This window comes from Pseudomonas sp. B21-015 (assembly GCF_024749285.1).
Taxonomy (GTDB): Bacteria; Pseudomonadota; Gammaproteobacteria; order Pseudomonadales; family Pseudomonadaceae; genus Aquipseudomonas.
Genome location: NZ_CP087196.1, coordinates 2,677,601 through 2,704,007, shown reverse-complemented (window position 1 = coordinate 2,704,007; position 26,407 = coordinate 2,677,601). Strand labels below are relative to the sequence as shown.

General features: G+C 61.1%; 22 protein-coding genes, 1 tRNA gene and 2 pseudogenes. 12 read left to right on the top strand and 13 right to left on the bottom strand.

Features of this window, described 5'->3' with window-relative positions; translation table 11 throughout:
- The first annotated feature begins 147 nt into the window (after positions 1-147).
- From LOY38_RS12305 to LOY38_RS12285, 6 genes and pseudogenes are all read left to right on the top strand, one after another.
- Entirely contained in the window at positions 148-1,995 is a 1,848-nt protein-coding gene (locus LOY38_RS12305; RefSeq protein ID WP_258700714.1) for an amidohydrolase, read from the top strand.
- A gap of 282 nt (positions 1,996-2,277) precedes the next feature.
- Positions 2,278-3,996, top strand: a complete 1,719-nt coding sequence (locus LOY38_RS12300) for a hydrogenase maturation protein (protein WP_258700239.1) — start codon at positions 2,278-2,280, stop codon at positions 3,994-3,996.
- Between the two features lie 186 nt (positions 3,997-4,182).
- Entirely contained in the window at positions 4,183-5,046 is an 864-nt protein-coding gene (locus tag LOY38_RS12295) for a LysR family transcriptional regulator (RefSeq protein ID WP_258700713.1), read from the top strand.
- Positions 5,047-5,160: 114 nt separating this feature from the next.
- A pseudogene (locus tag LOY38_RS30315) lies at positions 5,161-5,365 on the top strand (SRPBCC family protein); the annotation flags it as partial.
- Entirely contained in the window at positions 5,365-5,562 is a 198-nt protein-coding gene (locus LOY38_RS30310; protein ID WP_408980609.1) for an SRPBCC family protein, read from the top strand. The pseudogene LOY38_RS30315 and the gene LOY38_RS30310, both read left to right, overlap by 1 nt.
- Positions 5,559-6,650, top strand: a complete 1,092-nt coding sequence (locus LOY38_RS12285; RefSeq protein ID WP_258700238.1) for an SMP-30/gluconolactonase/LRE family protein — start codon at positions 5,559-5,561, stop codon at positions 6,648-6,650. Before LOY38_RS30310 ends, LOY38_RS12285 begins: the two co-directional genes overlap by 4 nt.
- A 23-nt stretch (positions 6,651-6,673) precedes the next feature.
- Here the strand turns inward: LOY38_RS12285 and LOY38_RS12280 are convergent, their stop codons facing one another.
- Together LOY38_RS12280 and LOY38_RS12275 are read right to left on the bottom strand one after the other, a co-directional pair.
- On the bottom strand, positions 6,674-6,934 hold the full coding sequence (locus tag LOY38_RS12280; RefSeq protein ID WP_258700237.1) for a hypothetical protein: 261 nt from the start codon (positions 6,932-6,934) through the stop codon (positions 6,674-6,676).
- Between the two features lie 110 nt (positions 6,935-7,044).
- Entirely contained in the window at positions 7,045-7,287 is a 243-nt protein-coding gene (locus LOY38_RS12275; protein WP_258700236.1) for a DUF465 domain-containing protein, read from the bottom strand.
- Positions 7,288-7,505: 218 nt separating this feature from the next.
- On the opposite strand from LOY38_RS12275, the pseudogene LOY38_RS12270 reads away from it, so the two are divergent.
- Positions 7,506-7,583, top strand: a pseudogene (locus LOY38_RS12270) (DUF305 domain-containing protein); the annotation flags it as partial.
- 39 nt (positions 7,584-7,622) lie between these two features.
- Here the strand turns inward: LOY38_RS12270 and LOY38_RS12265 are convergent.
- The 7 genes from LOY38_RS12265 to LOY38_RS12235 all read right to left on the bottom strand — a co-directional run bounded on the left by LOY38_RS12265 (position 7,623) and on the right by LOY38_RS12235 (position 17,788).
- Positions 7,623-9,734 carry a PAS domain-containing sensor histidine kinase gene (locus tag LOY38_RS12265; protein WP_258700235.1) on the bottom strand — a complete coding sequence of 704 codons (2,112 nt, stop codon included), beginning with the start codon at positions 9,732-9,734 and terminating at the stop codon, positions 7,623-7,625.
- Between the two features lie 262 nt (positions 9,735-9,996).
- A complete protein-coding gene (locus LOY38_RS12260) occupies positions 9,997-13,095 on the bottom strand; it encodes an error-prone DNA polymerase (RefSeq protein ID WP_408980607.1) in 3,099 nt (1,032 codons plus the stop codon).
- On the bottom strand, positions 13,071-14,486 hold the full coding sequence (locus tag LOY38_RS12255; protein WP_258700233.1) for a DNA polymerase Y family protein: 1,416 nt from the start codon (positions 14,484-14,486) through the stop codon (positions 13,071-13,073). The genes LOY38_RS12260 and LOY38_RS12255 overlap by 25 nt, the downstream gene beginning before the upstream one ends.
- Before the next feature lie 7 nt (positions 14,487-14,493).
- On the bottom strand, positions 14,494-15,111 hold the full coding sequence (gene imuA, locus LOY38_RS12250; RefSeq protein ID WP_258700232.1) for a translesion DNA synthesis-associated protein ImuA: 618 nt from the start codon (positions 15,109-15,111) through the stop codon (positions 14,494-14,496).
- A complete protein-coding gene (lexA, locus tag LOY38_RS12245; protein WP_258700231.1) occupies positions 15,111-15,728 on the bottom strand; it encodes a transcriptional repressor LexA in 618 nt (205 codons plus the stop codon). The genes imuA and lexA overlap by 1 nt, the downstream gene beginning before the upstream one ends.
- 187 nt (positions 15,729-15,915) lie before the next feature.
- Entirely contained in the window at positions 15,916-16,884 is a 969-nt protein-coding gene (locus LOY38_RS12240; protein ID WP_258700230.1) for a Gfo/Idh/MocA family protein, read from the bottom strand.
- Between the two features lie 16 nt (positions 16,885-16,900).
- On the bottom strand, positions 16,901-17,788 hold the full coding sequence (locus LOY38_RS12235) for a Dyp-type peroxidase (RefSeq protein WP_258700229.1): 888 nt from the start codon (positions 17,786-17,788) through the stop codon (positions 16,901-16,903).
- A 276-nt stretch (positions 17,789-18,064) separates the two neighbouring features.
- Between LOY38_RS12235 and LOY38_RS12230 the strand changes: the two genes are divergently transcribed.
- Together LOY38_RS12230 and LOY38_RS12225 are read left to right on the top strand one after the other, a co-directional pair.
- Positions 18,065-19,690 (top strand): NADP-dependent glyceraldehyde-3-phosphate dehydrogenase, encoded by a 1,626-nt coding sequence (locus tag LOY38_RS12230; protein ID WP_258700228.1) that lies wholly within the window; start codon positions 18,065-18,067, stop codon positions 19,688-19,690.
- Positions 19,691-19,734: 44 nt separating this feature from the next.
- Positions 19,735-20,778 (top strand): FUSC family protein, encoded by a 1,044-nt coding sequence (locus LOY38_RS12225; RefSeq protein WP_258700712.1) that lies wholly within the window; start codon positions 19,735-19,737, stop codon positions 20,776-20,778.
- Positions 20,779-20,786: 8 nt separating this feature from the next.
- Here the strand turns inward: LOY38_RS12225 and LOY38_RS12220 are convergent, their stop codons facing one another.
- Positions 20,787-21,680 (bottom strand): DMT family transporter, encoded by an 894-nt coding sequence (locus LOY38_RS12220; RefSeq protein ID WP_258700227.1) that lies wholly within the window; start codon positions 21,678-21,680, stop codon positions 20,787-20,789.
- A gap of 135 nt (positions 21,681-21,815) precedes the next feature.
- Here LOY38_RS12220 and LOY38_RS12215 point away from each other — a divergent pair, with 135 nt between their 5' ends.
- On the top strand, positions 21,816-22,253 hold the full coding sequence (locus LOY38_RS12215) for an Lrp/AsnC family transcriptional regulator (protein WP_258700226.1): 438 nt from the start codon (positions 21,816-21,818) through the stop codon (positions 22,251-22,253).
- A gap of 56 nt (positions 22,254-22,309) precedes the next feature.
- Positions 22,310-22,639, top strand: coding sequence for a YceK/YidQ family lipoprotein (locus LOY38_RS12210; RefSeq protein ID WP_258700225.1), 330 nt, complete (start codon positions 22,310-22,312; stop codon positions 22,637-22,639).
- Between the two features lie 69 nt (positions 22,640-22,708).
- Here the strand turns inward: LOY38_RS12210 and LOY38_RS12205 are convergent, their stop codons facing one another.
- Complete coding sequence (locus LOY38_RS12205) at positions 22,709-23,380, bottom strand: Bax inhibitor-1/YccA family protein (RefSeq protein WP_258700224.1); 672 nt, start codon at positions 23,378-23,380, stop codon at positions 22,709-22,711.
- 123 nt (positions 23,381-23,503) lie between these two features.
- On the opposite strand from LOY38_RS12205, the gene LOY38_RS12200 reads away from it, so the two are divergent.
- A tRNA-Ser gene (locus LOY38_RS12200) sits at positions 23,504-23,591 on the top strand.
- A gap of 425 nt (positions 23,592-24,016) precedes the next feature.
- On the opposite strand, the gene LOY38_RS12195 is transcribed toward LOY38_RS12200, so the two are convergent.
- Entirely contained in the window at positions 24,017-25,207 is a 1,191-nt protein-coding gene (locus LOY38_RS12195) for an MFS transporter (RefSeq protein ID WP_150633846.1), read from the bottom strand.
- Positions 25,204-26,397: a serine hydrolase gene (locus tag LOY38_RS12190; protein ID WP_258700223.1), complete on the bottom strand. Its 1,194-nt coding sequence runs from the start codon at positions 26,395-26,397 to the stop codon at positions 25,204-25,206. The genes LOY38_RS12195 and LOY38_RS12190 overlap by 4 nt, the downstream gene beginning before the upstream one ends.
- Positions 26,398-26,407: the final 10 nt, after the last annotated feature.

Here is a 26,407-nt window from a genome sequence, read left to right as displayed (position 1 = left end):
GCTTCTTTTGTGAAGAACTGAGCGGAGAACACTGCCATGAGTCCACCTGACGAGCACAACGACTTCAGTCGCCGCCGTGTACTGCAAGGTCTTTCGGCAGGCGCCATCGGTGCCTGGATCAGTCCGCTAACCGCAGGGAGCAAAACCATGCCCGACACCCCCGCCGACCTGATTCTGTACAACGGACGCCTGCACACCGTCGACCGCAAGAAACCCCAGGCCAGTGCCGTCGCGATCAAGGATGGGCGCTTCGTGGTGGTCGGCAGCGATGCCCAGGCCATGGCCCTGCAAGGCCCCGGCACGCAAATCATTGACCTGCATGGGCGCACGGTGATTCCCGGCCTCAACGACTCGCACCTGCACCTGATTCGTGGCGGCCTGAACTACAACCTCGAACTGCGCTGGGAAGGCGTGCCTTCCCTGGCCGATGCCTTGCGCATGCTCAAGGATCAGGCCGATCGCACACCCACCCCGCAATGGGTGCGGGTGGTCGGTGGCTGGAACGAGTTCCAGTTTGCCGAGAAGCGCTTGCCGACGATTGAAGAATTGAACAAGGCCGCGCCAGACACCCCGGTGTTCGTCCTGCACCTCTACGACCGCGCCCTGCTCAATCGCGCGGCGCTGAAAGTCGTCGGTTATACCCGCGACACGCCGAACCCGCCGGGTGGCGAGATCCAGCGCGATGCCAACGGCGATCCGACCGGCATGCTGATCGCCCGGCCCAACGCGATGATCCTCTACTCGACCCTGGCCAAGGGGCCGAAGCTGCCACTGGAATATCAGGTCAACTCGACCCGCCAGTTCATGCGCGAGCTCAATCGACTGGGCGTCACCAGCGCCATCGATGCCGGCGGCGGTTATCAGAATTACCCCGACGATTATCAAGTCATCCAGCAACTGGCCAAAGACCAACAGCTCACGGTGCGCATTGCCTACAACCTGTTCACCCAGAAACCCAAGGAAGAACTGAGCGATTTCAAACACTGGACCAACACCTCCCATTACGGCCAGGGCGATGACTTCCTGCGGCACAACGGTGCCGGGGAAATGCTGGTGTTCTCGGCAGCGGATTTCGAAGACTTCCTCGAGCCACGCCCCGAGCTGCCGCAAACCATGGAGCAGGAGCTGGAGCCGGTGGTGCGGCATCTGGTGGAGCAGCGCTGGCCCTTCCGCCTGCACGCGACCTACAACGAATCCATCAGCCGCATGCTCGACGTGTTCGAGAAGGTCAATCGGGATATTCCGTTCGACGGTTTGCCATGGTTCTTCGATCACGCCGAAACCATCACTCCCCGGAACATCGAACGGGTCAAGGCCCTGGGCGGCGGCATCGCCATTCAGGACCGCATGGCGTTCCAGGGCGAATACTTCGTCGACCGTTACGGCGCGAAGGCGGCCGAAGCGACACCACCCATCGCGCGCATGCTCGCCGAGGGTGTGCCGGTGGGCGCCGGTACTGACGCCACGCGCGTCTCCAGCTACAACCCCTGGACGTCGCTGTACTGGCTGGTCAGCGGCCGTACCGTCGGCGGGCTGGCGCTCTACCCGCAAGGCTTGAGCCGCGATACGGCGCTGGAACTCTTCACCCACGGCAGCGCCTGGTTTTCTTCCGAACAAGGCAAGAAAGGCCAGATCAAGGTCGGGCAACTGGCGGACCTGATTGCGCTGTCGGCGGACTACTTTCACATCGAAGATGAAGCCATCAAGTGGATCGAGTCGGTGCTGACCATTGTCGACGGCAAGATTGTCTATGGTAGCGTCGAGTTCGAAAAACTGGGGCCACCGCCAATCCCGGTGGTGCCTGAGTGGTCGCCGGTGGTGAATGTACCGGGGCACTGGAAACCCCTGGCGCCACTGACCGCGCAAGCGCACCAGTGCGTGGGCGCTTGCGCGGTGCATGCCCACAGCCATGAGCGGGCGCGGTTGTCGTCAGCGCCGGTCAGTGACTTTCAAGGGTTCTGGGGAGCGTTTGGCTGTTCCTGTTTCGCGTTCTGAACGAAATATCGCCAAACACCATCCATCCAATGTGTGTGCGGGCTTGCTCGCGAAGGCTGCCTGACATTCAACATCTTTGTTGAATGTCAGGCAGCCTTCGCGAGCAAGCCCGTTCCCACATTAAACATGCATTGTCCCTTCTGTCCCGGAACACTCACTGACACAAGCTTGATCTCGATCACTTGTTCGCCACCGCACACTCTCTACTATCGCGCTTCCATCGAAGGCCACGGACGGCTCATTGGGAGCCTGCGGCCTATTATTCTCAAGGAAGAGTCAATCATGCGGTCATTGAAGATCATTCTGCTGGCATCGGCGTTCAACGGTCTGACCCAGCGGGCCTGGCTGGACTTGCGTCAGGCCGGTCACTCGCCCAGCGTGGTGCTGTTCACCGATGCAGACGCGGTGTGCGAGCAGATCGAACACTCCGGTGCCGACCTGGTGATCTGCCCATTTCTCAAGGATCGGGTCCCGCAGCAACTGTGGAGCAACCTCCAGCGTCCCGTGGTGATCATTCATCCAGGCATCGTCGGCGACCGTGGCGCCAGTGCGCTGGACTGGGCGATCAGCCGTGAACTCGGCCGCTGGGGCGTGACCGCGTTGCAAGCGGTGGAGGAAATGGACGCCGGACCGGTCTGGGCCACCTGTGAATTCAACCTGCCCCAAGACCTGCGCAAATCCGAGTTGTACAACGGGCGCGTCAGTGACGCGGCGATCGCCTGTATCCGCGAAGTCGTGGAGAAATTCATCGACGGACTCGCTCCGGTGCCCCTGGATTACAGCCAGCGCCATGTGATTGGCCGCTTGCAGCCGAACATGAAGCAAGCCGATCGGATCTTCAGCTGGCACGACAGCTCACGTTTCATCAAACGCTGCATCGACGCCGCCGACGGCCAGCCCGGCGTATTGGCGAGCCTGGCCGGCGGTCAGTACTACCTGTATGACGCTCATCTGGATTCGCGCAGCGGCATGCCGGGGGAGATTCTCGCGGTGCACGACGATGCGGTGCTGGTGGCGACCGGTGATCACAGCCTGTGGATCGGTTCGCTGCGATGCAAACCCCGGCCCGGCGAAGAAACCTTCAAACGTCCGGCCCGGCATGTACTCGCCGAACAGCTTGCGCAGGTGCCGACCCTTGATTGGTCGATCGCCTCTGAGCCCTTCAACAACGAAAGCTATCAACCGATCCGCTATCGTGAATCAGGCCATGTCGGCGAGCTGACCTTCGAGTTTTACAACGGAGCCATGAGCACCGAACAATGCCAGCGACTGGTGGAGGCCCTGCGCTGGGCCAAGTCCCGGGACACCCAAGTGCTACTGATCAAGGGTGGACGCGGCAGTTTCTCCAACGGCGTGCACCTCAACGTGATCCAGGCCGCAGCGGTTCCGGGGCTGGAAGCCTGGGCCAACATTCAGGCGATCGACGACGTCTGCCAGGAACTGCTCAGCGCCCGGCAATTGGTGGTCAGCGGCCTGACCGGCAATGCCGGGGCCGGCGGCGTGATGCTGGCGCTGACTGCCGATATCGTCTTCGCCCGGTCCGACATCGTGCTCAACCCCCATTACAAATCCATGGGCCTGTACGGTTCCGAATACTGGACCTACAGCCTGCCCCGCGCCGTTGGCCAGGTGATGGCGGAAAAACTCACCGAAGACTGTCTGCCGATCAGCGCCACCCAGGCCTTGCAACTGGGCATGGTCCAGGAAATCGGCCCGCGCTGCCCGGACGAGTTTGGTCTGTGGTTATTGCAACGGGCCAACGGTGCGTTGAGTGATCCGGCGTACCGGGCGGTGCGTGAGCGCAAAAGCCAACTCGATACTCAATTGATGCAGCACTGCCGCAATGCCGAGCTGGAAGAAATGCATCAGGACATGGTGCAAAACCGCAAACAGTTCGCCGAGAAGTGCCGTAGCTTTGTGTTCAAGCGCAAGGCGTGTGGCACGCCACAGCGGTTGGTAGCCGATTGGGCGATTGTTCGGGATGTTGAATTGGCCGATTGATTTGCGGTGCCTGACAGGGCCTCTTCGCGAGCAAGCCCGCTCCTACATGGGTTGGGTGGTGGGTAAAGATATTTTTCACGCCACAGGTCGAATGTGGGAACGGGCTTGCTCGCGAAGAACGATAACGCGGTATCGGAAGACAAATGCTGCTCTTACAATGCCCGCACCTCCCACATCGGCCTGCCCATGGACATCGACCTCGCCCGCACCTTTCTGGAAATCGTCCGCCACGGCAGCCTGGCCGCGGCGGCCGAAAAGCTGCACGTCACCCAGACCGCGATCACCGCCCGCGTGCAGAAACTCGAAAGTCAGTTGGGCTGCACACTATTCGTGCGCAACCGCGCCGGTGCGCGCCTGACACCGAACGGTGAGGCCTTTGTGGTTTACGCCAATCAACTGGTGCAAACCTGGGAAGCGGCACGCCGGGACTTGCCACTGCCCGAGGGCTACCGCGACGTGCTGCACATCGGTGGCGAGGTCAGTCTGTGCAACCCGTTGATGCTCAGTTGGGCGGGCGAGCTGCGCGAGAAGATTCCCAGCCACGCCTTGCGCATGGAAATCCGCGACGGCGAAAACCTCCTGCGTCAACTGGAGCTGGGGGTGCTGGATGCGGCGCTGGTCTATCAGCCCGAGTACTGGCCAGGCCTGCAAGTCGAGCAGGTGCTGGAAGAAAAGCTCATCCTGGTACGCCTGACCGGACGGCCCGACCCTTACGTGTATATCGACTGGGGCCCGGACTTCCGTCGCCAGCACGATGCCGCCCTGCCGGAAAAAGCCAAGGCAGCCCTGAGCTTCAACCTCGGACCGCTGGCCTTGCAATACATCCTGGAAAACGGCGGCAGCGGTTATTTCCGCACTCGAGTGGTCCAGAGTTACCTGGAAAGCGGCGTGCTGGAGCCAGTGCCAAAAGCCCCGGAGTTCAGCTACCCGACCTATCTGGTTTACTCCCGGGACCGCGACTCGGCGACCCTGCAACGAGCATTCGACCTGCTGCGTGAAGTGATCAAGACGGACGACGACTGGTCCCAGCGCTGGAACCCGTTGACCTGACGCCATACGGGCGCCTTGCACTGGAGCATGGCGCTTGTGTCCTCAAGGTTCGGCGCGCCTGCGCGGCGGGATCGGCTAATCTGCTGGTTATAACAATAATCACAGGTGAACCCAGTGAGGCAGACCACCGAAGCGTTCCGCGCGCTACCGTGCCGACATTCATCCGCTCTACAACCCTTGGTTGCACGGCGCCTTTGTGTTGCTGTTCGGGGTGCTGGCCATCGGCGGGTTCTGGAGCACGGTGCATCCGGTGCAACCGCTGGAATGGCTGGCGGTGCCGCTGACCCTGTTGTTTTTCAACTTCGGCGTGTACGTCGTGTGACTTACGAGTGTGAGGTTGAGGGCGACGGCACGCGGTTTGTCCGCACCCTGGAATACCACTTCAGCGGCTTGGGGATGCGCATAACCAATCGTCTGTTGCTCAAGCGGCGCATCGAGCGCGAATCGGCGGAGTCGATGCTGGCGTTACGCGAGATGGCACAAAAACATCTGGCCCCGGCAGGAGTCAGTGCATGAAAAGCCCTCTCAAGTTTCGGCACTTGTTGCTGCTGATCATCGTGATTAGCGCCTTGCTGCTGTTATTGCCGACCAAGGTTCAGCCGGTCGCCTGGACTCCGCCACTGGCGCCCTCCCTCGCCGATGGCATCTACGCCGACAATCAGCGACTCAAAGGCGTGGAACGTGTCGGTGCCGCTGACATCGACGGCCCGGAGGCGTTGCTGCTGGAGAACGACGTCCTCATCACCGGCCTGCATGACGGCCGATTGATTCGCACCAGCCTGGATGGCAAAACCACCCAGGTGCTGACTGATACCGGTGGCAGGCCATTAGGCCTTGCGCGGCATCCCAATGGTTTGCTGGTGATCGCTGACGGCATCAAGGGTTTGCTGTCGCTCGATGCTCAGGGCCGGTTGATTCCATTGACCACCACAGCCAACGGTGTGCCCTTCGGTTTTACCAACGACGTGGCCATCGACAAGCCCGGGCATTACGCCTATTTCAGCGATGCTTCGAGCCGTTGGGGTTACGGCAAGGATGGCGAGGCGATCATCGAGCACGGCGGCGACGGCCGTTTGCTGCGTTATGACTTCCAGACTGGCAAGACGACGGTCCTGCTGGAGAAACTGGAATTCGCCAACGGTGTGACCCTGGGGCCTGACGATGCGTTTGTGCTGGTCAACGAAACCGGCGCCTATCGCATCAGCCGCTATTGGCTGACCGGGCCGAAAGCCGGAACCCACGATCTGTTCATCGACAATTTGCCGGGGCTGCCGGACAACCTGGCATTCAATGGCCGCGACCGTTTCTGGGTGGCGCTGTATTCACCGCGCAATGCACTGCTTGACACCTTGGCGCCCTACCCTCTGCTGCGCAAGATGATCGTGCGGGCAATGACAGTTCTGCCGATACCGGTGGAGAAACGCGCCTTCGCCCTGGGCCTGAACCTCGACGGCAAAGTGATAGCCAATCTGCAGGACGCCAGCAGCGGCAATTATTCACCCATTACCACGGTACGCGAGTATGGGGACTGGTTGTATCTGGGGTCGCTGAAAGCGCGGCACATGGCGCGGTTGCCGTTGAGTACGGCATTGAAATTGAAATAGGCATGCGATCTTTTGATCTTGAATCAACGCGGATCCATCTCACCCTCGCGTACCGCATTGTCTGTCTTTTCGCGCACTCGCTGCGGGTCGATGTCAGTGACGTCGTCCTGCTCCAGAGGCCTTATATCTTCATTATCCGGCAGTTCATCGATGCCCGGCTCTTCCTCCGGGTTGACGGTAGTGCGTCCCGGACTCAGGGGTTCAGGATGGGTCGGGATCGGGTCGTAGCCGCCCTGTTCTTCGCTGGGGTACTTTTCTTTATGGGGAAAGGCTGAATGGGGCATGGGGCACCTCGCGTGGAGCCGTAACGTCGGACTCTGATCGTTCGAGGTGCCGGTATTGATCCCCGTTCCAATTTTTCAGTCACCGGTCGTCGGTGGCTCGACATGGCACATCAGGACGATGAGTGAAGTTGTTGGACGATCTTGTCTTTCACCTGCAAGCGCTTCTCTTTGAGTTTCTTCAGTGCCTCATCGCTGGGCGCATCTGATTGTGCGGACTCGGCCTTCAACACCTCCGCGTCTGCCTGCGAATACTTGTTGATCAGTGAATCCAGTAACGGATCCTTGGTGCGTTTTTGCTGGATCTCTTCCTTTGAAAGTTTCAGATCCTGATACAGATCATGAGTCACCGGCATGGAACACCTCCGTTGGTTAATCGGTAGCAAGCGCGATCGGCTGCGCTCACCAGCTATCAGAATGGCCTTGCTTACCGTGTTCTGTCGACCGCCTATCAGACCAGCGGTGTCCGTTCGTCGCCCTGTCGCAAAAGCAATAAAACCTTTGCCCGAGCGCCAATCTCCATTGAGTGACGATCATCCGAATCGCCCATCCAAACCTGTGCGGAGAATGACCAATGGACGGATTCAACCTGCGTCACCTCACCCTTGCCGTAGCCTTGAGCACCGGCATGGGCACAGCTTTTGCCGCCACCTGCTCCCACATGAATTGCACAGACAATGAAAATCCAGAATCAACCACTCAGCACGCTGCGGATCATGCTCAATAGCGCCTCAGGGCCATATGGTTTGCTCAGCAAATAAGTGTCGGGGCTGAGTTGGTGATTGCGCGAAATAATGTCCCGGGTGTGGCCGGAGGTAAACAGCACCGCCACCGGAGGATCCTGCACCTTGGCCCAGGCGGCCAGATCCGAACTTTTGATCAAGCCGGGCATGACCACATCGGTGAAGATCAGGTCCACCGTCACGCCATCGAGCAACATCTGCATCGCCAGATCACCGTTAGCCGCGGTCAGGACCTGATAGCCCTCTTCACGCAACAAATCCACCGCCGAGCCGCGCACCGCTTCGTTGTCCTCGACCACCAGAATGGTTTCGTGCCCGCCCCGGTGCTGCGGATCATGGCGCGTTGTTTCATCGAGCAACGGACGCAAGCTGCGAGGAAAATACAGCTGCACCCGAGTGCCTTGTCCGACGCCGCTGGAAATCTCGATGTGCCCGCCACTCTGTTTGACGAAACCGAACACCATACTCAACCCCAGGCCAGTGCCCTGACCATCGGCCTTGGTGGTAAAAAAAGGTTCAAAGGCCTGTGCGAGCACTTGAGGCGACATGCCAACGCCCGTGTCAGCCACCGCAACGCAAACATAGTCGCCGGCGGCGATGCCCTTGCCTGCGCAAAACTTGCGGTCGAGGGCAATGTTCTCGGCGCTCAGGGCAATGGTCCCCTCGCCACTCATGGCGTCTCGCGCGTTGATCGCAAGGTTGAGAATGGCGTTTTCCAGTTGATTGCCGTCGACATAGATATGCCAGGGATTCGGTGAAAGGGTCACATTGATCTGAATGGTCTCCCCCAGCGCCCGCTGCAACAATTCCCCCAGCCCTTCAAAAATCTGCCGTGGATCGCAGACGGCTGGCGACAGGGGCTGACGACGGGCAAAAGCGAGCAGCTGTGAAGACAGTTTGGCACCGCGCTCGACCGCGGCAATCGAGGCACTGACCCGCCGTTGCACGTTGGCGTTGTCCGGCTCGTGACGCGCCAGCAAGTGCAGGTTACCGGCGATCACCTGTAACAGGTTGTTGAAGTCATGGGCCACGCCGCCAGTGAGACCGCCGATGGCTTCAAGTTTTTGCGACTGACGCAACTGCTCTTCGGCCGCCAGTCGCGCTTCGACTTCGTCGGCGACTCGCTGCTCCAGGTTGCGGGTGAATTTGAGTAACGATTCTTCGGCGATCTTGCGCTCGTGGATGTCGATCAACACCCCCGGAAAGCGGAATGCTTCACCTTGCTCGTTGAATTCGCAACACCCGCTGGCGAGCACCCACAGGTAACTGCCATCGGGACGCAGAACCCGATATTCGGCGTTATAGGGGATGCCGGTTTCCACTGACTGATTGATCCGCTCCTGAACCCAACTGCGGTCGTCGGGATGAATCTGCATTTCGGCGATGAGGGGTGGCAGGTTGGCCAGGTCCTGATCAGGCGGGTAGGAAAATGTGCGGGCGAAGCGTTCGTCGCCAGACAATACATCGGCCTTGATGTCCCAGACGAACGAGCCGAGCAAAGCCCCGGCATTGAGGGCCAGGCGAACCTTTTCGTTGTCGGCGCGGTAAGCGTTTTCGGCTTCTTGACGCCGGCGTTCGGAAATCACATGGTCAGTGGTGTCGACCACCATCGCCATGACCCCGGCAGGGTGCCCGTCATCATTGGCGACGGGACTGTAATAAAGATCCATCCAGACGTCTTCGGGGACACCGTCACGCAACAGCACCAAGGCTTTGTTGTGATAGGACAAGGTCCCGCCCGCAAGGCAGATATCCACCACATGCCGATTGAATTCGGCGACCTCTGGCCAACCCAATTCCACCGGGGAACCCAGCAGGTAAGGATGGCGCCCACCGGCAAACCTCGAGTAGGCATCGTTATAGATCATGTAACCGGGTCGGCCCCACAGCATCACCATCGGCAGCGGTGAGGCGAGCAATAACTGCACCGCGCTGCACAGGCTCCCGGGCCAGGTCTCGATGGGCCCCAGCTCAGTCAGGCTCCAGTCGAACGCGCGAATGCGTCCGGCCATTTCGCCGCTCCAGCCAGTACATCCGTGACTATTGTCTAGAAACTGCATCGACTGGCCTATGTCCTGTGAATGACATGTCTTCAGGCAGTGCAACGGCGTGAGGAGACGGTGCGTGCCCGCTTGTTTCGAGCACTGCCAACGCCAATGGTTTCATAGAGGTATAGCTGATTCTCGCGTGGCCTCTAAGTGGCCCGTACAACAAGCCCGCCAGATGCCCTGCCGATAGCAGTCGCGTACTGGTACGCCTGCAATCGGGTGACCGACACTGCTTCGGCAGCGCCTACGCGCATATTCGGTCAGTAGCGCAGATTCAGCGGAAATCCCGGCTGCGCACATGGATGCCATCAAGCAATGAACTCAGATCGCTCAAGCGCCCGGCAATCAGGTGCCGCACCTCGCCTTCCTTTTCCCAGCGCCCATCGACCTTGAGCAATTGCGAGCCGACCAGTACCTGCCGTTGCCGTTCGGCCAAGTCGCGCCAGACCACCACGTTGACGTTGCCAAACTCGTCTTCAAGGGTCACGAAGGTCACGCCGCTGGCGGTCCCCGGACGCTGCCGACCGGTGACCAGCCCGGCGACGCTGACAGGACGCCCGTGCTCGACCGCCAGCAATTCCCTGGAACTGCGACAGCGCCGGGCCTTGAGTTCACCCCGCAGCAACGCCAGCGGATGCGGACCGAGGGTGGTGCCGACGCTGGCGTAATCGGCTTGCAGGTCCTCGCCCACGGTGGGTTTGGGCAGAGACACCGCCGGCTCTTCCTGACTCGGCAAACCGGCAAACAAACCGAGTTGTTTCTGTACCCCTGCCACTTCCCAGCGCGCCCGATGCCGGTCACCGGCCAGCCCGCGCAGTGCACCGGCATCGCCCAGTTGCTCCTGGGCCCGGGCATCGAGTCGTGCCCGTTCGCCAAGGTCGGCGATGTCGGCAAACGCCCCTTTCGACCGTGCGACCTCAATACGCCGGGCATCGTCCTCGCGAAAGCCCTTGATCATCCGCAACCCCATGCGAATGGCCGGCTGCGCGCCGGTGATCGGTTCCAGGCTGCAATCCCAGTCGCTGGCCCGCACGTCCACCGGGCGAATCTGCAAATGATGGCGGCGAGCGTCCTGGAGAATCTGGTCGGGGCTGTAGAAACCCATGGGCCAGCTATTGATCAACGCACAGGCGAAGGCCGCCGGCTCGTGGCATTTCAACCAGCAACTGGCGTAGGTCAACAAGGCGAAACTGGCGGCGTGGGATTCGGGAAAACCGTAATCGCCGAAGCCTTTGATCTGCTCGAAGATCTGCGCGGCGAACTCAGCCGTGTAGCCGTTTTTTTTCATTCCGTCGGCCAGACGCTCCTTGTGCGGTTCCAGTCCGCCATGGCGTTTCCACGCGGCCATGGAGCGGCGTAATTGATCGGCCTCGCCGGGGCTGTAGTCGGCGGCAACAATCGCAATCTGCATCACCTGTTCCTGGAACAGCGGCACGCCCAACGTACGTTTCAGCACCGCTTCAAGTTCTTTCGACGGGTATTTCACCTCTTCCTCGCCCTTACGCCGCCGCAGATAGGGATGCACCATCCCGCCCTGAATCGGCCCCGGACGAACGATCGCCACCTCGATCACCAGATCGTAGAAGTTCTTGGGCTTGAGCCTCGGCAGCATCGACATCTGTGCCCGGGACTCGATCTGGAACACCCCGATGGTGTCCGCATGGCCAATCATCTCGTAGGTTTGCGGGTCTTCGGCCGGCACCGTCGCCAGGCTCAGGTCACGGCCACGGTGCCGACGCAGCAGATCGAAACAACGGCGAATCGCGCTGAGCATGCCCAGCGCCAGAATATCGACCTTGAGCAACCCGACCGCATCCAGATCGTCCTTGTCCCACTGGATGATGGTGCGCTCGGCCATGGCGGCGTTTTCCACCGGCACCAGGCTGTCCAGAGGCTGCTCGGAAATCACGAAACCGCCAGGGTGCTGGGACAGGTGCCGGGGGAAACCGATCAACTGCCCCGTCAGGCTCAGCACCCGGCGCAACACCGGGCTGTCGGGATCGAAACCACCTTCACGCAAGCGCTCGACGGGCGGCGCCTGATCACTCCAGTGGCCGCAACAATCGGCCAGGGCGTTGACCTGATCCGGCGGTAAACCCAGTGCCTTGGCCACATCGCGCACTGCGCCGGCACCATGGTAAGTGCTGACCACCGCCGTCAGCGCCGCACGGGCCCGGCCATAGCGCTGAAACACGTACTGCAGGACTTCTTCGCGGCGCTCATGCTCGAAATCCACGTCGATGTCCGGCGGTTCGTTGCGCTCTTTGGAGAGAAAACGCTCGAACAGCAGCGTGCTCCGCTCCGGATCGATCTCCGTGATCCCCAACACGTAGCACACCGCCGAGTTGGCGGCAGAACCTCGCCCCTGACAGAGAATGTGTTGCTTGCGGGCGAAATTCACAATGTCGTGAACCGTCAGGAAGTAGCTTTCGTACCCCAGCTCGGCAATCAGCTCCAGTTCCTTGTCGATCTGCGCCAACACCTCGGCCTTGGGGCTTTTTTCCCAGCGCCACCGAATACCCTTTTCTGCCAAAACCCGCAGCCAGGACGTGGCCGTATGACCGTCGGGCACCAGTTCCCGGGGATATTGATAACGCAACTGACCGAGGTCGAAGGTGCAGCGCCGGGCGATGATCAGCGTCTCGTCAAGCAGTGCCTGGGGATAGAGATCGCGCAAGGCGTCGAGGCTGCGCAAATGCCGTTCGCCATTGGGGTGCAGACGCAACCCGGCCTCGGCCACCGGTACGTGATGGCGGATCGCGGTCATGGTGTCCTGCAAGGCGCGTCGGCCACGGGCGTGCATGTGCACATCGCCGCTGGCCACCGCCGGGATTCGCAGTTCCCGCGCCAGGGTCAGCAGCGCCGCCAGTCGCCGGGTGTCGTCCTGCCCGCGATGTAACTGAACACTCAGCCACAGGCGCTCGGCGAAGGTCTGTTTCAGCCAGTGGCCCTGCGCAAAGTCATCGACTGTATCTGGCGCCCACAACACCAACAGCCCCGGCAACGGCTCGCCGAAATCCTCCCGCAGCACCTGATACTGGCCTTTCTGCGTGCGGCGCCTGGCGCGGGTAATCAGTCGGCACAGGGTTTGGTAACCCTCGAGGTTTTCCACCAGCAGCACCAGTTTCGGGCCATCTTCGATGCGCATTTCGCTGCCGATGATCAGCGGCAACTCCACGGCCTTGGCCGCCTGCCAGGCGCGGACGATACCCGCCAGGGTGCACTCGTCGGTGATCGCCAGCGCTCGATAGCCCTGCTTTTTCGCCCGTTGAAAAAGCTCAAGCGCACTGGAAGCACCGCGCTGGAAACTGAAGTTCGACAGGCAGTGCAGTTCGGCATAGTCGACACTCATGCGAACCAGCCTTGCAGCCACAACGGACCGTTTTCACCCACCGCCCGATAGGCCCAGCCCTGCTGACCGGTACGGGTTTCGATCAGGTAGTAATCGCGGCGTACGTCGTCGCCGTCCCACCAGCCCGACTCAATGCGCTCCGGCCCCATGAGGATGCGCGTCGAGCCTTCGTGTATCGCTTGCGGTTCAATCAGCAACCAGCCCGGACGTTGCACGGCCGGCAGTACCCCACAGCCCTGGCTGTCGACAGTGGCCTGCCACGCGCACTCCGGCCGGTGATCGGCCTGGAACCGCAAGCCCTGCACCGCGTCATCCCCCAGCCGTGCGCGCAAGCGTTCGCGCAGTTGCTCCCAGGGCAAGGACTGCTGCGGACGATCGTCGAACAGCTCCTGGCACTGAGGGACGAAGGCCGGTAGATCTTCGGCCCGCAGACGAAAACCGCGCACCGGGGCCTCGACCTGAACCTGCTCCAGCCTTCCTCTGGCCAGTTCGAACAGCATCGCCGGATCGCGCTCGGCGCTGAGCAGGCCGACCTTGATCAGCGTGTCCGGCAACCCTGCGTGTTCAAGGTGCAGGTCAAAACGCTGCACACCGCTGTCTCGACCACAGAGGAACGCCGACAGATCGCCGGTCAGCCTGCGCAATGGAAACAGCAACGCCTGATGAGACTGCACATCGAAGTTGAGCTCGATGCGTACATCGAACCGGTCCGGCGGCAGATAAAACGCCAGCGCCAGCCGCCGTTCACCGAACAGGCTGTCCAGATGCTTGAGCACCTGCGCCTCGAAACGCCGGGCCAGACTATGCCGGGGCAGCGCCTGCACCTGACTCAACGTGCGCAGCCCCATGCGCGACAATGCCGTGGCAACGCCTGGCTCCAGAGCGACCCGGTCGACGGGCAACTGCCCGAGGTGGTGCTGCAAGGCTTCATCGTCCGGCACCACCAGACCGTCATAAACGTTGGCCAGCACTCGCGCCGCCACCGGGTTGGGCGCAGCGACAATCCGGTGACGAAACCCCAGCTCAGCGAGCTCGGCGCGCAACCGCGCCTCGAACTGCGGCCAGGGCCCGAACAAGCCCAGGCTGGATTCGATTTCAAACACCACGGCTCGCGGGTAATGCACGCTGACCTGGGAACTGAACCGATAGGCCCAGGCGGCCAGGAACTGCTGCCAGTGTTCGATCTCGGCGGCATCGTATTCGGCGGTGACGAACCCTTTGCTCAAGGCCTGGGCGGCGGTCATCGACTGACCGGGCCGCAAGCCCAGCGCCCGCGCCGAACCGTTGACCGCTTGCAACACCCGACGCTGGGCCGGGCCGGTCAGCAGCGCCAACGGCTCATCGGGGTCGGGGCGCTGACGCAGTACCGCGTCCAGCGCCAATTGTGGGAAGAGAATGCAAACCCAGCGCATGGCAACCTCAATGCCCCACAGCAAAGGCAATCGGCGCCGAACGGGCCAACCCGCCCCGGCACTTGAGCACCCGCAACTGAGCAGGTTTGGCGTCAATGGCAATACGCAAGGCCGCTGGCGACGGGTTGATGGCCTCACTGAGCGGGCGATAGGCGAACGCCAGGGTCTGCCCGGTTTCCGCCGCCACCTGCAAACGTCGTAACGCCCGATCGTCGGCCTTGTGCGGCCAGCACAGCACCGCCCCGCAACTGCCCGAACGCAGGCATTGTTCCGCCGCCCATAGCGCATCGCGCTCACTGGCCTGGATGATCGACAGCTGGCGCAGATCGACCCCGGCGTTCTGCCAGGCCTGGGGATACGGCACGTAAGGCGGCGCCACCAGCACGATGCGCTCACCTGCCGCCGACAGCCGCGCCAGCGCCGGCCACACCAGTTGCAACTCACCCACGCCCTGCCCGGCCAGGAGGATTTCGCTCAGCGCCGCTTCCGGCCAGCCACCGCTCGGCAATGCCGCATCCAGCGCCGCATGCCCCGTGGGTTGCGGGCTGACGGCCGGTGGCGCAGGTCGGCCCTTCCAGACCTGGCCACCATTGAACAGCGTATCCAGCGCAACGACGGCGCCCATCACCCTTGCCTCACCAGGCCGCAGAACACGCCTTCGATGGCCAGGTCCTGATCGGCTCGAACAATGATCGGCTGGTAAGCCGGATTGCGTGGTAACAGGCGAACAGAATCGCCAACCCGCTCGAAACGCTTGATGGTGACTTCACCGTCGAGCCGCGCCACGACGATCTGCCCGTTGAGCGCCTCGGGGTTGCGCCGCACGCCCACCAGGTCGCCGTCGAGAATGCCGTCCTCGATCATCGAGTCGCCCTGAACCCGCAGCATGTAATCCGGTACCCGCGAGAAGATCGACGGATCGAGCAGCAAACGGCTGTGGACCTCGGCATCGGCACCAATTGGCGCACCAGCCGCCACGCGGCCGAGCACCGGAACATCCAGCAGCTCGGGCCGCGGCGGCTGGTTCAATAAGCGGATACCGCGCGCCTGATGCGGGTTGACCTCGATGAAACCGGCTTCGGTCAGCGCCAGCACGTGCTTGCGCGCCACGCTACGGGAGGCGAAACCAAAGGCCTCGCTGATTTCAGCGAGGCTCGGGGGCTGACCATGTTCGGCGATTCGATCGCGGATGAAGGTCAGGATAGCGGTACGGCGGGGAGTTAAAGTCGTCATGGAGTACATTTGTACTCTTTTGAGTTTTACCTGACAAGGACCGCCAGTCAGCGCAGGAGCTGCCGAAGGCTGTGATCTTTGCTGTTGAGAGAAGGGAAATCACGCCCCCGAGATCAAAAGATCGCAGGCTGCGCCAGCTCCTACACGGTTATGCGCCCCCACCAGCAGGAGCTACCGAAGGCTGCGATCTTTTCTTTCAGCCGCGCTTGAGGATCTGGTCCATCACCCAATCGGTTTTCAACGCCTGTTCGGCCACCGCCGGGTGTTGCGCTTCGCCACGGATGTGGGCGTTCATGCCCAACACGTGGTGCCACTGGACGTGTTCGTGATGCTCGATGTAAAGACTGAGGTGTTCATCGGCTTCAAGCTGCACCGGGTGTTCGTCGAACACCGAAAAGCTGATCCGGCCTTGGCTGCCGATCACCTCCACCCGATCCTCGCGACGGTCCGCCACGAAATTCCAGCAGCCCATGCCCAACGCCCCGGATGCAAAGCGCCAACTGGCGCTGACGGCGTCTTCGGCGGCGTAGAGGCCAGACTGGTGCGCGGTGAAACCAGCGACCTCGACGATATCGCCCAACAGGTACTGGAACAGGTCGAAGCCATGGCTGGCGAGGTCGGCGAAGTAACCGCCACCGGCAATCGCCGGGTCGGTGCGCCAGTTGTCTGTGCCGCCAAGATCACTCGGTGAAGGCGCTTTGGTCAGCGTCCAGGTCAGGTGCCGAACGTCGCCGATCCGCCCCTGGGCAAGCCATTGCCGCACTTGCTGGAAGCGCGGCAACGAACGTCGGTAATAGGCAACGAACAGGTGCAGTCCCGCATCGGCAAAGGCCTTTTGCATTTCACGGCTTTGCCCGGCATTCAGCGACATTGGTTTTTCGACGCAGCAATGTTTGCCGGCGGCCGCCACTTGCAGGCTGTAGGCGTAATGGCTGTCGGGTGGGGTGGCGATGTACACCGCGTCCACCTCGGGATCATTGATCAGCGCTCTAGCGTCGGTGTAGACCCGGGCAATGCCGTGGCGCGCGGCGTAATCGGTCACCGCCTCCAGACGCCGCCCCATCACAGCCACCAGCGCCGAGCCGGGCACCTTGTAGAAGGCCGGTCCACTCTTGCGCTCGGCCACACTGCCACACCCAATCATGCCCCAGCGCACCACGTTCATAGTCACTCCCGCAGGTTTAGCCGATGCGCAGTGCGCGCAGGTCGAGGCGACCGTCCTTGAGCGGTGGGCACCAGTAGTAGCCGCCAGTGATCGGTCGGCTGATGCGATACAAACCGTCGGTGATGCCATCTTCCAGACCGCTCATGCGCCGCAGTTGGGCTTCGAACGCATCGAGGGAAAAACCGAAAGCCAGGAACATCAGGCCGGCGCGATCGCCTTCGATCCACGGCATCGAGCGACGGACCACGAAGGCTTCAGGTGCGAAGCTTTCCTGGGCGGTACGTTTGACGTGGGCGGAGATCGGCGCGTCGTCGAGTTCTTCGTTGTCGCTCAGGCGCCGCCCCATGATGTTGTCCTGCTCATGGGACGCCATCGCGTGAAAGCCCTTCAGGTCATGCTGCCACTGCTGGATCGCGGCGAAGCTGCCACCGACCAGCCCCTCAGCGCCCTCACCCAGCAACGCAGCCGCTACAGCGGCTTCGTCGTGAGGGTTTTCGGTGCCATCTTCATAACCGGTCAGGTCATGGCCATTCATGTGGCGGAAGGTTTCGTTCATCTGCACCAGGCGCAGGGCCGGTGCCAATGCGGCTTCGATCGCGTGGCTGCGATTGAGCAATTCGCCACGGTCAACACCGTGCAGCCAGCACCAGAGCGCGTGTTGGGTCGACGGGTTGTCGACGCCGACACCGACCAGCGCAGGAAAGGCGCGCAACCCGTCGATCTGCGCGTGCAGCGCCTTGACCAGGGATTCACCGAAACCGACCACCGCCGATTTACCGTCCACCAGGCGCATCAGGTTATCCAGCGCAGCCGGCAGTGCCTCGGCGGATTCAAGTGCGAAGAACATATGACGAGCTTGAGGCGGAACGGGGGTGGCGAGAATGCCCGGCTGGTAATAACTCATATGAACTCCTTTAGAAAGAGCGTGAAGTTTAACCGGGGGATCGTTACTTGTGTGTTTTCAGGGCAAAAGATCGCCGCCGAACGCAGCCTCGCGGGCTCGGCAGCTGCTACGGGGAGTTTCATTACAAAACGCGCGCAGGCTCCAGCGCTTGAAAGCCCGGCGAAAGCAGCACACATTGCTGTAACCATGTGATGAGTCGATGAGTCATGACAAGCGAGGCCAAGGTCTGCTAAAACGATTCATCAGTGCATCACCCAATCCACACGGGGTAGCGACATGACCACAGCACCGATCCTTGGCAACCTGTTTCCCACCGCCGACAGCATCCCGGAAAAATACCGCCTCAACGGCCAGACCGAACAGCGCGAATACCTGGTCGATGGCGAACTGAGAACCTGGTCCGGGTCCCTCGCCCAGGTCCGCAGCCCGGTGTACCTGAGTGGCGCGAATGGCGATGAACAAGTGATCCTCGGCAGCACGCCGCTGCTCGATGCCGACACTGCACTGACCGCTCTGGACGCGGCCGTCCGCGCCTACGACCGCGGCCAGGGCCTGTGGCCAACCATGCGCGTGGCCGAGCGCATCCAGCATGTCGAAACCTTCCTCGGGCGCATGCGTCAGCAGCGCGAGGCAGTGGTCAAGTTGCTGATGTGGGAGATCGGCAAGAACCTCAAGGACTCGGAAAAAGAGTTCGACCGCACCTGCGACTACATCGTCGACACCATCAACGCCCTCAAGGAACTCGACCGCCGCTCCAGCCGTTTCGAACTGGAACAAGACACCCTCGGCCAGATCCGCCGCGTTCCGCTGGGTGTGGCGTTGTGCATGGGGCCTTACAACTACCCGCTGAACGAAACCTTCACCACGCTGATTCCGGCGCTGATCATGGGCAACACCGTGGTGTTCAAGCCGGCCAAGCTTGGGGTGCTGTTGATTCGCCCGCTGCTGGAAGCCTTTCGCGACAGCTTCCCGGCCGGGGTAATCAACGTCATTTACGGCAGCGGCCGCGAGACTGTCAGCGCGCTGATGGCAAGTGGCAAGATCGATATCTTTGCGTTTATCGGCACCAACAAGGCCGCCAGCGACCTGAAAAAACTCCATCCAAGACCTCACCGCTTGCGCGCGGCGCTGGGCCTGGATGCGAAGAACCCCGGCATCGTCCTGCCAGAGGTGGATCTGGACAACGCGGTCAGCGAAGCCGTCACCGGCTCCCTGTCGTTCAACGGTCAGCGCTGCACCGCACTGAAAATCCTCTTCGTCCACGAAGACGTGGTCGAAGCGTTCATCGAGAAATTCAACGCCAAACTCGCCTCCCTGAAACCTGGCATGCCATGGGACAGCGGCGTGGCGCTGACGCCGCTACCGGAGTCGAGCAAAGTCGATTATCTGCATTCGCTGGTAGCGGACGCGGTCAGCAAAGGCGCAGCCGTGATCAACCCCAATGGCGGTGAAGCCCGCGCATCGTTCTTCTACCCGGCCGTGTTGTACCCGGTGACGCCGCAGATGCGCGTCTACCAGGAAGAACAGTTCGGCCCGGTCGTGCCGATCGTGCCGTACCGTCATCTGGACACCGTGATCGATTACGTCCTGGAATCGGACTTCGGCCAGCAACTGAGCATCTTCGGCACCAACCCGGTGGCGGTCGGCAGGCTGGTGGACACTTTCGCCAACCAGGTTGGCCGCATTAACCTCAACGCCCAGTGCCAGCGCGGCCCGGACACCTACCCGTTCAACGGTCGTAAGAACTCCGCCGAGGGCACGTTATCGGTGCACGATGCGCTGCGAGTGTTTTCGATCCGGACCCTGGTGGCGACCAAGTTCCAGGAAAGCAGTAAAGAGCTCATCAGCGAGATCATCAGCGGACGAAACTCGAGCTTCCTGACCACCGACTATATCTTCTGAGGACACCGAGCCTGAGCATCATCAGAGGCCTTCGACTGCCACCGCTGTTGCGCCGAATACTGCGTCCGTTGCTGGACCCGTACCGGCGCTACCGCCACGCCAAACTGATCCATGCGGTGCGGGTTTCGTTGGGCTTGCTGGCGACGATCCTGCTGACCACCGGCATCCACCTGCCCCACGGCGAATGGGCGTCGGTGACCATGCTGGTGGTGATCGGTGGCTTGCAACACCACGGTAATATCGGCAAAAAAGCCGCCGAGCGGGCCATCGGCACCTTGATCGGGGCCGGTGTCGGCTTGTTGCTGGTGGCACAACAGGCCTGGCTCGGGATGCCGTGGCTGACCTATTTCGCGATGTCGGTGGTGTGCGGATTCTTCTCGTACCACGCCATCGGCAAGGGTGGTTACACGGCGCTGTTGTCGGCGATCACCGTGTTTATCGTCGCGGGGCACGGTGACAACCCGGTCACCGATGGCTTGTGGCGCGGGGTGGATATTCTGATCGGCATCGCCTTGGCGCTGGCCTTCTCCTTCGCCCTGCCGCTGTACGCGGTGTACTCCTGGCGCTACAACCTGGCCGATGCGTTGCGCGACTGCGCGGCCATCTACGGCCGCATCATCAACGGCGAGTCTGTCAACGCTGACGAACACCTGAAGCTCATGAATCGCTTGAACACAGTCATGGTGCAACTGCGCTCACTGATGCCCTCGGTGTCCAAGGAAGTGCGGGTTTCCATGACCGAACTCGATGCGATTCAGCGCAATTTGCGGATGTGCATCAGCATCCTGGAAATCCTCGGCAATAGCCGGCCGAATGCCGATGACGCCGAGGCAATGGCCCATCTGCAATCGGCATTGAAAGCCGAGCACCGACAGATCCGGGTGCAACTGATCGGTATGGCTCGGGCATTGAAATCGGGCGCTTCGCAACGGCTCAGCCGGCCAGCCGAACCGCCATCGGACTCAACGCTCGATGCGCCGGTCTACAGTCCGCTGGATGGCTACCGATTGCTGACCCGACAATTGACCGCGAACATCGGCGAGATGCGCCAGCGTCTGGCGAAGACCGCACCGCTCTGGAACATCTGAGAGGCCGTTTATTGTGTAGCCACCCGCCGAAGCTTCAGGCTCCAACCCTGTTGCATCCCGGCAGCGGCCAACAGAATCGCGGCGACACCGATCCATTGCAGCGGTTCCAGGCGATGACCGAAGGCGAACCAGTCAACGAAAATCGCCGCAATCGGGTAGATGAACGACAGTGCGCCGGTCAGGGCGGTCGGCAGCTTTTGAATCGCGCCGTAGAGCAACACATACATCAAACCGGTATGCACGATGCCCAGGGTCACCAGGCTGGCCCAGGCACTGGGTGCTTGCGGCATCGCCGAAAAATGCGCAAAGGGCGCGAGCAACAACACACCGGTGCAGACCTGAATCAAGGCAATCAGATGGGGCGGCGTGCCGGTCAGGCGTTTGATGATCAACGCGGCAATCGCGTAAAGCAAGGCCGCCCCCAGCGCCAGAGCAATCCCCATCAGGTAATCGTTGCCGCCCTCGCCTTGCTCACCATGGGCGCTGACAATCGCCAGCATCCCGAGAAACGAAATGCCCAGCCAGAACAGTTTCTGCAGGGTGATTTTCTCCCCCAGAAACAGCGCGGCCAGCCCCACCAGCATGAACGGCTGGACGTTATAAACCGCCGTGCCGATGGCAATCGAGGCGCGAGAGTAGGACGCGAACAACAGCACCCAGTTACCGACAATCGCTACACCGCTCAGTACCGCCAGCAAGAAGGTGGTGGACGTCAAAATGCCAGGGCGCAGAAAGCCGAACGCCGCGCAGATCAGCAACAAAGTGCCGGCACCGAACACGCAGCGCCAGAACACCACGTCCAGCACCGGTTGCCCGGACACCAGCACGAACCAGCCAATGGTCCCGGATATCAGCATGGCGGCGGTCATCTCGAATGACCCGCGACGTAGTGTTCTGTCCATCATCAACCTCCTGTGTTTGAGCCCAAAGTATGCCAATCCACGGGGGGGCTTCTCCAGTGCAAAAAGCAGGCTAAACTCGGTTTCTGCCTTTTTTATCAAGGCTTATTCAACCGATTGCCTAACAGGGGTTTCGCCATGACCGATGACATCGACCAAGTGCTGATCAGCGCATTGATGGAAGACTCACGCCGCTCACTCAAGGCCCTGGCACAGATCAGCGGCCTGTCCTCGCCCAGCGTCGCCGAGCGCCTGCGCCGCCTCGAAGAACGCGGTGTACTCAAGGGCTATACCGTTGAGGTCGACCCCAAATCCTTCGGCTATCAACTCCAGGCAATCGTCCGCATCCGCCCGTTGCCGGGCCAGTTGCAGGAAGTGGAGCGACAGATTCAGGCCATCCCTGAGTTCACCGAGTGCGACAAAGTCACCGGCGATGACTGCTTCATCGCCCGCCTGCATGTACGCTCGATGGAACAACTGGACACCCTCCTCGACCGCCTCAACAGCCACGCCGAAACCAACACTGCGATCGTCAAGAAGACCCCGGTCAAGCGCCGGCTGCCACCGATGGCGTGAGTGCTGTTTGGTTCGCAAAAGCGTAGATTGATCCTTTCCGACGAAGGATTGGCGGTATGAAAACTCAGGCCATGCTACTGGCAGCGGTGATGCTTGCAGGTTGCGGTACGTTCCAGACGGTGGTGCGCAGTGACGAAGCGGCGGTGAAGAGTCTCAAGGAACAGAAAACCTACTGCGGTGCGATTCCACGGATCTATAGCGGCGTGACTTACGACTTTTGCAGCTTGCATGCGCCTCCAGGCCCGGGCATCAATGAGTACCAATACAACAACGGCACGCCCTTTGTGCTGATCGACGTAGTCATTTCCGGCGCACTCGACACCATGCTGTTGCCCTACACTATTTATCGGCAGCAGGCCGACGGCAGCATTGTCATTACCGAATAACCTTGGGTCGCCCCGATTTTCGGGCAATAAAAAACCCGCCAAAGCGGGTTTTTTACTCAAGGCTGGCGATCAATCATCGCGGCTCATGATGCCGAACAGTTGCAACAAGCTGACGAACAGGTTGTAGATCGATACATACAGGCTGATGGTCGCCATGATGTAGTTGCGCTCGCCGCCGTGAATGATGGCGCTGGTCTGGAACAGAATGCACACCGAGGAGAACAGCACGAAACCTGCGCTGATCGCCAATTGCAGACCGCTGATCTGGAAGAAGAAGCTCGCCAGTGTCGCACCCAGCAGCACGAAGAAACCGGCCGTGATGAAACCACCGAGGAAGCTCATGTCCTTACGGGTGATCAGCACATAAGCCGACAGGCCGCCGAACACCAGCGCGGTCATCGCGAAGGCCGAACTGACCACTTCCGCACCGCCCTGCATGCCCAGGTAACGATTGAGGATCGGGCCGAGCAGGAAACCCATGAAACCGGTCAGCGCGAACGCAGAAACCAGGCCCCACGCCGAGTCACGGAGTTTGTTGGTGAGGAAGAAAAGGCCGTAGAAGCCGATCAGTACCACGAAGACGTTCGGGTAGCCGACACGCATCTGCTGCGCGACAAACGCCATCACGCCGCTGAATGCGAGGGTGAGTGCGAGTAAGCCGTAAGTGTTGCGCAGGACGCGGCTAACCTCTAGCTGCTCAGCCTGCACGCTGTTATTAACTGCGTAATCCTGTTCGCGCATGGCGACACTCCTGTTGGTTTGAAACGTTCAGTCGCAAAGATCATAACAGACGCTCTGTAACAAGCCATGCAGAGAGTTTGACAGTGTGTTTCATTCAGGTATTATGGCGCCCGCAACGCAAACGGAGGTGTGGCCGAGTGGTTTAAGGCAACGGTCTTGAAAACCGTCGACTGTAACAGGTCCATGAGTTCGAATCCCATCGCCTCCGCCATCTTATGTACGACAAAGCCCTGATTATTCAGGGCTTTGTCGTTTCTGGAGTGTGCGATTTCTGTTGCACCATTTCTATATCGTTTCCGCATCTTTTGAGCTATTTCCGCAACCCTCCCGTTCCGTACCGACCTCTCCTACCTGGATCAAGAAACTCGACTCGCACGCAAAATGGGTATTCGGTCAGGATCGATAATCAGCTTCCGGCCAACAGCTGTGAATCAGGAGCGGCAGCTAACGGGCCAGAAGCGGACACTGGGTATGGATTGCAGATCTCGTACAGACACTACTCAAGGGGCTATGCAGACCTGTTCGAACCACGCGGCAAAGGTTGGCGATAGCTGTCATGCCGGTCCACTTCCGTCCAAAAGCTTTGGGATGCGCTGTTAACGAGGTTCGCCGCTGCCTGCTACCACATTAGCACATTCAAATTGCATCGGATTTCACCCCCTGCACCACGGGAAACCCGCGCAACTTGGCCGACCACGTCACCATCAGCGTGGCCACCAACAGCACCAGTAGTGCAGGAGGGAATGCTTCTACGCCGAGTCGGTCGAGTAGCAGACCTCCCACAATGCCCCCGCCAGCAATTGCGATGTTCCAAGCAGTCACGAGCATGGATTGTGCGACATCTGACGCATCGCCAGCAGTTCGGACCAATGCCGTTTGAAACAACGTTGCGGCACCGCCAAAGGCTAATCCCCACGCGCCAATCGCTACGAAAACGGCAACGGGTTCAGTGGCTGCTATACCCAGCACCATCGCTGAAATGCCAAACAATGCGGTACTCGCCAGGGTCAGCGCACGCAGGTACTGGTCGATTAACAGCCCAACAATCCAGATTCCCAGCAGCGATGTGATTCCGAAGACCAGCAGTACTACATCCGTCTGCGCCCCCAGGCCGGCCACTTGCAGAAACGGAGCGATGTAGGTGTAGAGAATGTTGTGCGCAAGGACGAACGCCAGTACCACGAAGAGCACGGGGCGAATGCCCCACAGTGTGAATACGTAGCGCAGCGACAGACGTTTTTGTTCAGCCTTTCCGGCGAAGTCCGGCACGTTGAAGCGCACCCATGCCATCAGCAGCACGGCCAGCAGGCTCATGATGCCGAAGCACATGCGCCATCCCAGGACGTTGCCCAGAAAGGTTCCGGCCGGGATGCCCAACGAGAGCGCCAGGGGTGTGCCCACCATCGCAATCGCGATGGCGCGGCCTTTGCGGTGTTCGGGTACTAAGCGCGCGGCATAGCCGGCCAATAACGCCCACAGTAGCCCCGCCGCAACGCCGGCCAGAAAGCGCGCCGCGATCGTCAACGTGAAGCTGGTCGAAAACGTCGTGACCGTGTTGGCAATGGCAAAGCCGGCGATGGCAGCGAGTAGCAAGGGACGGCGACGAAATCCTTGTGTGGCCGCCGTTAACGGCATGGCGGCCATCAGCGATCCAATGGCATAGGCGGTGACGGTTTGCCCGACCCACGCCTCGGAGACGGCCAGCCCCTGTGCCATCTGCGGCAGCAGACCAGCCGGCAGTGCTTCGGTAAGGATGGTGATGAAGGCGGCCATTGCCAGCGCCAACAAGGGTGCATAAGGCATGCGATCCTGCACTTCCGAGTTCATTGGCCTAGCTCCGCGACGCCGTATACCGCGTCCCGCAGGTCGGTTACGAACCGTCCCGACATGCCCTCGTACAACGTGTTGGTGAAGGCGACGACACTCAGCTTCTGCTGTCGATCCACACACCACGAATGGCCATAGGCGCCACCCCAACGCCAGGTGCCTGGCGACTCGGGGGTGACCGCCAAGGCCGGATCGCGCAGTATCGAGAACCCCAGACCAAAGCCGAACCCCGGTGCAGCGGGTAATTCCCGGCCGCCGGTTTGATCGAGTGCCATCTCCTCGACGAGTGCCGTGGACAGCAGCTCACCGCCGCCGCGACGCAATGTTTCAAGGAGGCGCAGGAAGTCCTCGGCTGTTCCGGCCATACCGGCACCACCCGACGCAAACGCCTGCGGGTTGAAGATGCGGGCGGGGCTGAACGGGATGCCGATCGCCCCCTCGAACGGAGAAACGATTTCGCCTTCGGCCAGCGCATGGGGCTCGGGAGTCGCACTGACGTAGGCGGTAGGCACGCGCGATGGGTCCAGCGCGGCAAAGCCGGTATCGGTCATGCGCAGCGGATCAGTCACGAGCTGGCGCACCGCATCAGCCAGTTGCTCGCCCTGCACCCGCTGAATCACAGCACCTAGTACATCGGTTGCCACCGAATAGCCCCAGGCCGTGCCGGGCTCGTACAGCAGCGGCACGCTGGCGATGCGGCTCAGGTTCTCGGTGAGGCTGACGGTGGACGCATCCATACCATCCGAGACACCGGCCTGTGCATAGGGGCCATGCGCATCGGCTTCGAAAAAGCGATAGCCAAGCCCCGCCGTGTGACTAAGCAAATGCCGCACCGTGATGCGGGCAGCACGTCCATCAGCCAACTGTGGCCGAAACTCGGGCAACCACCGCTCAACGCTGTCATCCAGACCGAGACGGCCTTGCGCTACCAACACCAGCGCCGCCGTCGAGACAATAGGTTTGCTGACCGATGCCAAGCGAAACACCGCCTCTACGCTCATCGGCAACCGCTTCTCGCGGTCGGCCCAGCCGGCCGCCTGGCGATGGACCAACTCGCCATCGCGGGCCACCAATACTACCGCGCCAACCAGTCGCTGCTGCTCCAGCGCTTGCTGGACCGTTGCTTCAATGCGCGCGGACAATTGACGGGAAAGCGTGCCCGTGGATAAAGCGATTTCGGGGAGGGTCATGCGCAGTTCC

Bases quoted from the DNA above. Each gene is read 5' to 3' on its own strand.
- LOY38_RS12305 (WP_258700714.1), top strand. From the start codon at position 148: ATGCCCGACACCCCCGCCGACCTGATTCTGTACAACGGACGCCTGCAC.
- LOY38_RS12300 (WP_258700239.1), top strand. From the start codon at position 2,278: ATGCGGTCATTGAAGATCATTCTGCTGGCATCGGCGTTCAACGGTCTG.
- LOY38_RS12295 (WP_258700713.1), top strand. From the start codon at position 4,183: ATGGACATCGACCTCGCCCGCACCTTTCTGGAAATCGTCCGCCACGGC.
- LOY38_RS12285 (WP_258700238.1), top strand. From the start codon at position 5,559: ATGAAAAGCCCTCTCAAGTTTCGGCACTTGTTGCTGCTGATCATCGTG.
- LOY38_RS12280 (WP_258700237.1), bottom strand. From the start codon at position 6,934: ATGCCCCATTCAGCCTTTCCCCATAAAGAAAAGTACCCCAGCGAAGAA.
- LOY38_RS12275 (WP_258700236.1), bottom strand. From the start codon at position 7,287: ATGCCGGTGACTCATGATCTGTATCAGGATCTGAAACTTTCAAAGGAA.
- LOY38_RS12265 (WP_258700235.1), bottom strand. From the start codon at position 9,734: ATGCAGTTTCTAGACAATAGTCACGGATGTACTGGCTGGAGCGGCGAA.
- LOY38_RS12255 (WP_258700233.1), bottom strand. From the start codon at position 14,486: ATGCGCTGGGTTTGCATTCTCTTCCCACAATTGGCGCTGGACGCGGTA.
- imuA (WP_258700232.1), bottom strand. From the start codon at position 15,111: ATGGGCGCCGTCGTTGCGCTGGATACGCTGTTCAATGGTGGCCAGGTC.
- lexA (WP_258700231.1), bottom strand. From the start codon at position 15,728: ATGTACTCCATGACGACTTTAACTCCCCGCCGTACCGCTATCCTGACC.
- LOY38_RS12240 (WP_258700230.1), bottom strand. From the start codon at position 16,884: ATGAACGTGGTGCGCTGGGGCATGATTGGGTGTGGCAGTGTGGCCGAG.
- LOY38_RS12235 (WP_258700229.1), bottom strand. From the start codon at position 17,788: ATGAGTTATTACCAGCCGGGCATTCTCGCCACCCCCGTTCCGCCTCAA.
- LOY38_RS12230 (WP_258700228.1), top strand. From the start codon at position 18,065: ATGACCACAGCACCGATCCTTGGCAACCTGTTTCCCACCGCCGACAGC.
- LOY38_RS12220 (WP_258700227.1), bottom strand. From the start codon at position 21,680: ATGGACAGAACACTACGTCGCGGGTCATTCGAGATGACCGCCGCCATG.
- LOY38_RS12215 (WP_258700226.1), top strand. From the start codon at position 21,816: ATGACCGATGACATCGACCAAGTGCTGATCAGCGCATTGATGGAAGAC.
- LOY38_RS12210 (WP_258700225.1), top strand. From the start codon at position 22,310: ATGAAAACTCAGGCCATGCTACTGGCAGCGGTGATGCTTGCAGGTTGC.
- LOY38_RS12205 (WP_258700224.1), bottom strand. From the start codon at position 23,380: ATGCGCGAACAGGATTACGCAGTTAATAACAGCGTGCAGGCTGAGCAG.
- LOY38_RS12195 (WP_150633846.1), bottom strand. From the start codon at position 25,207: ATGAACTCGGAAGTGCAGGATCGCATGCCTTATGCACCCTTGTTGGCG.
- LOY38_RS12190 (WP_258700223.1), bottom strand. From the start codon at position 26,397: ATGACCCTCCCCGAAATCGCTTTATCCACGGGCACGCTTTCCCGTCAA.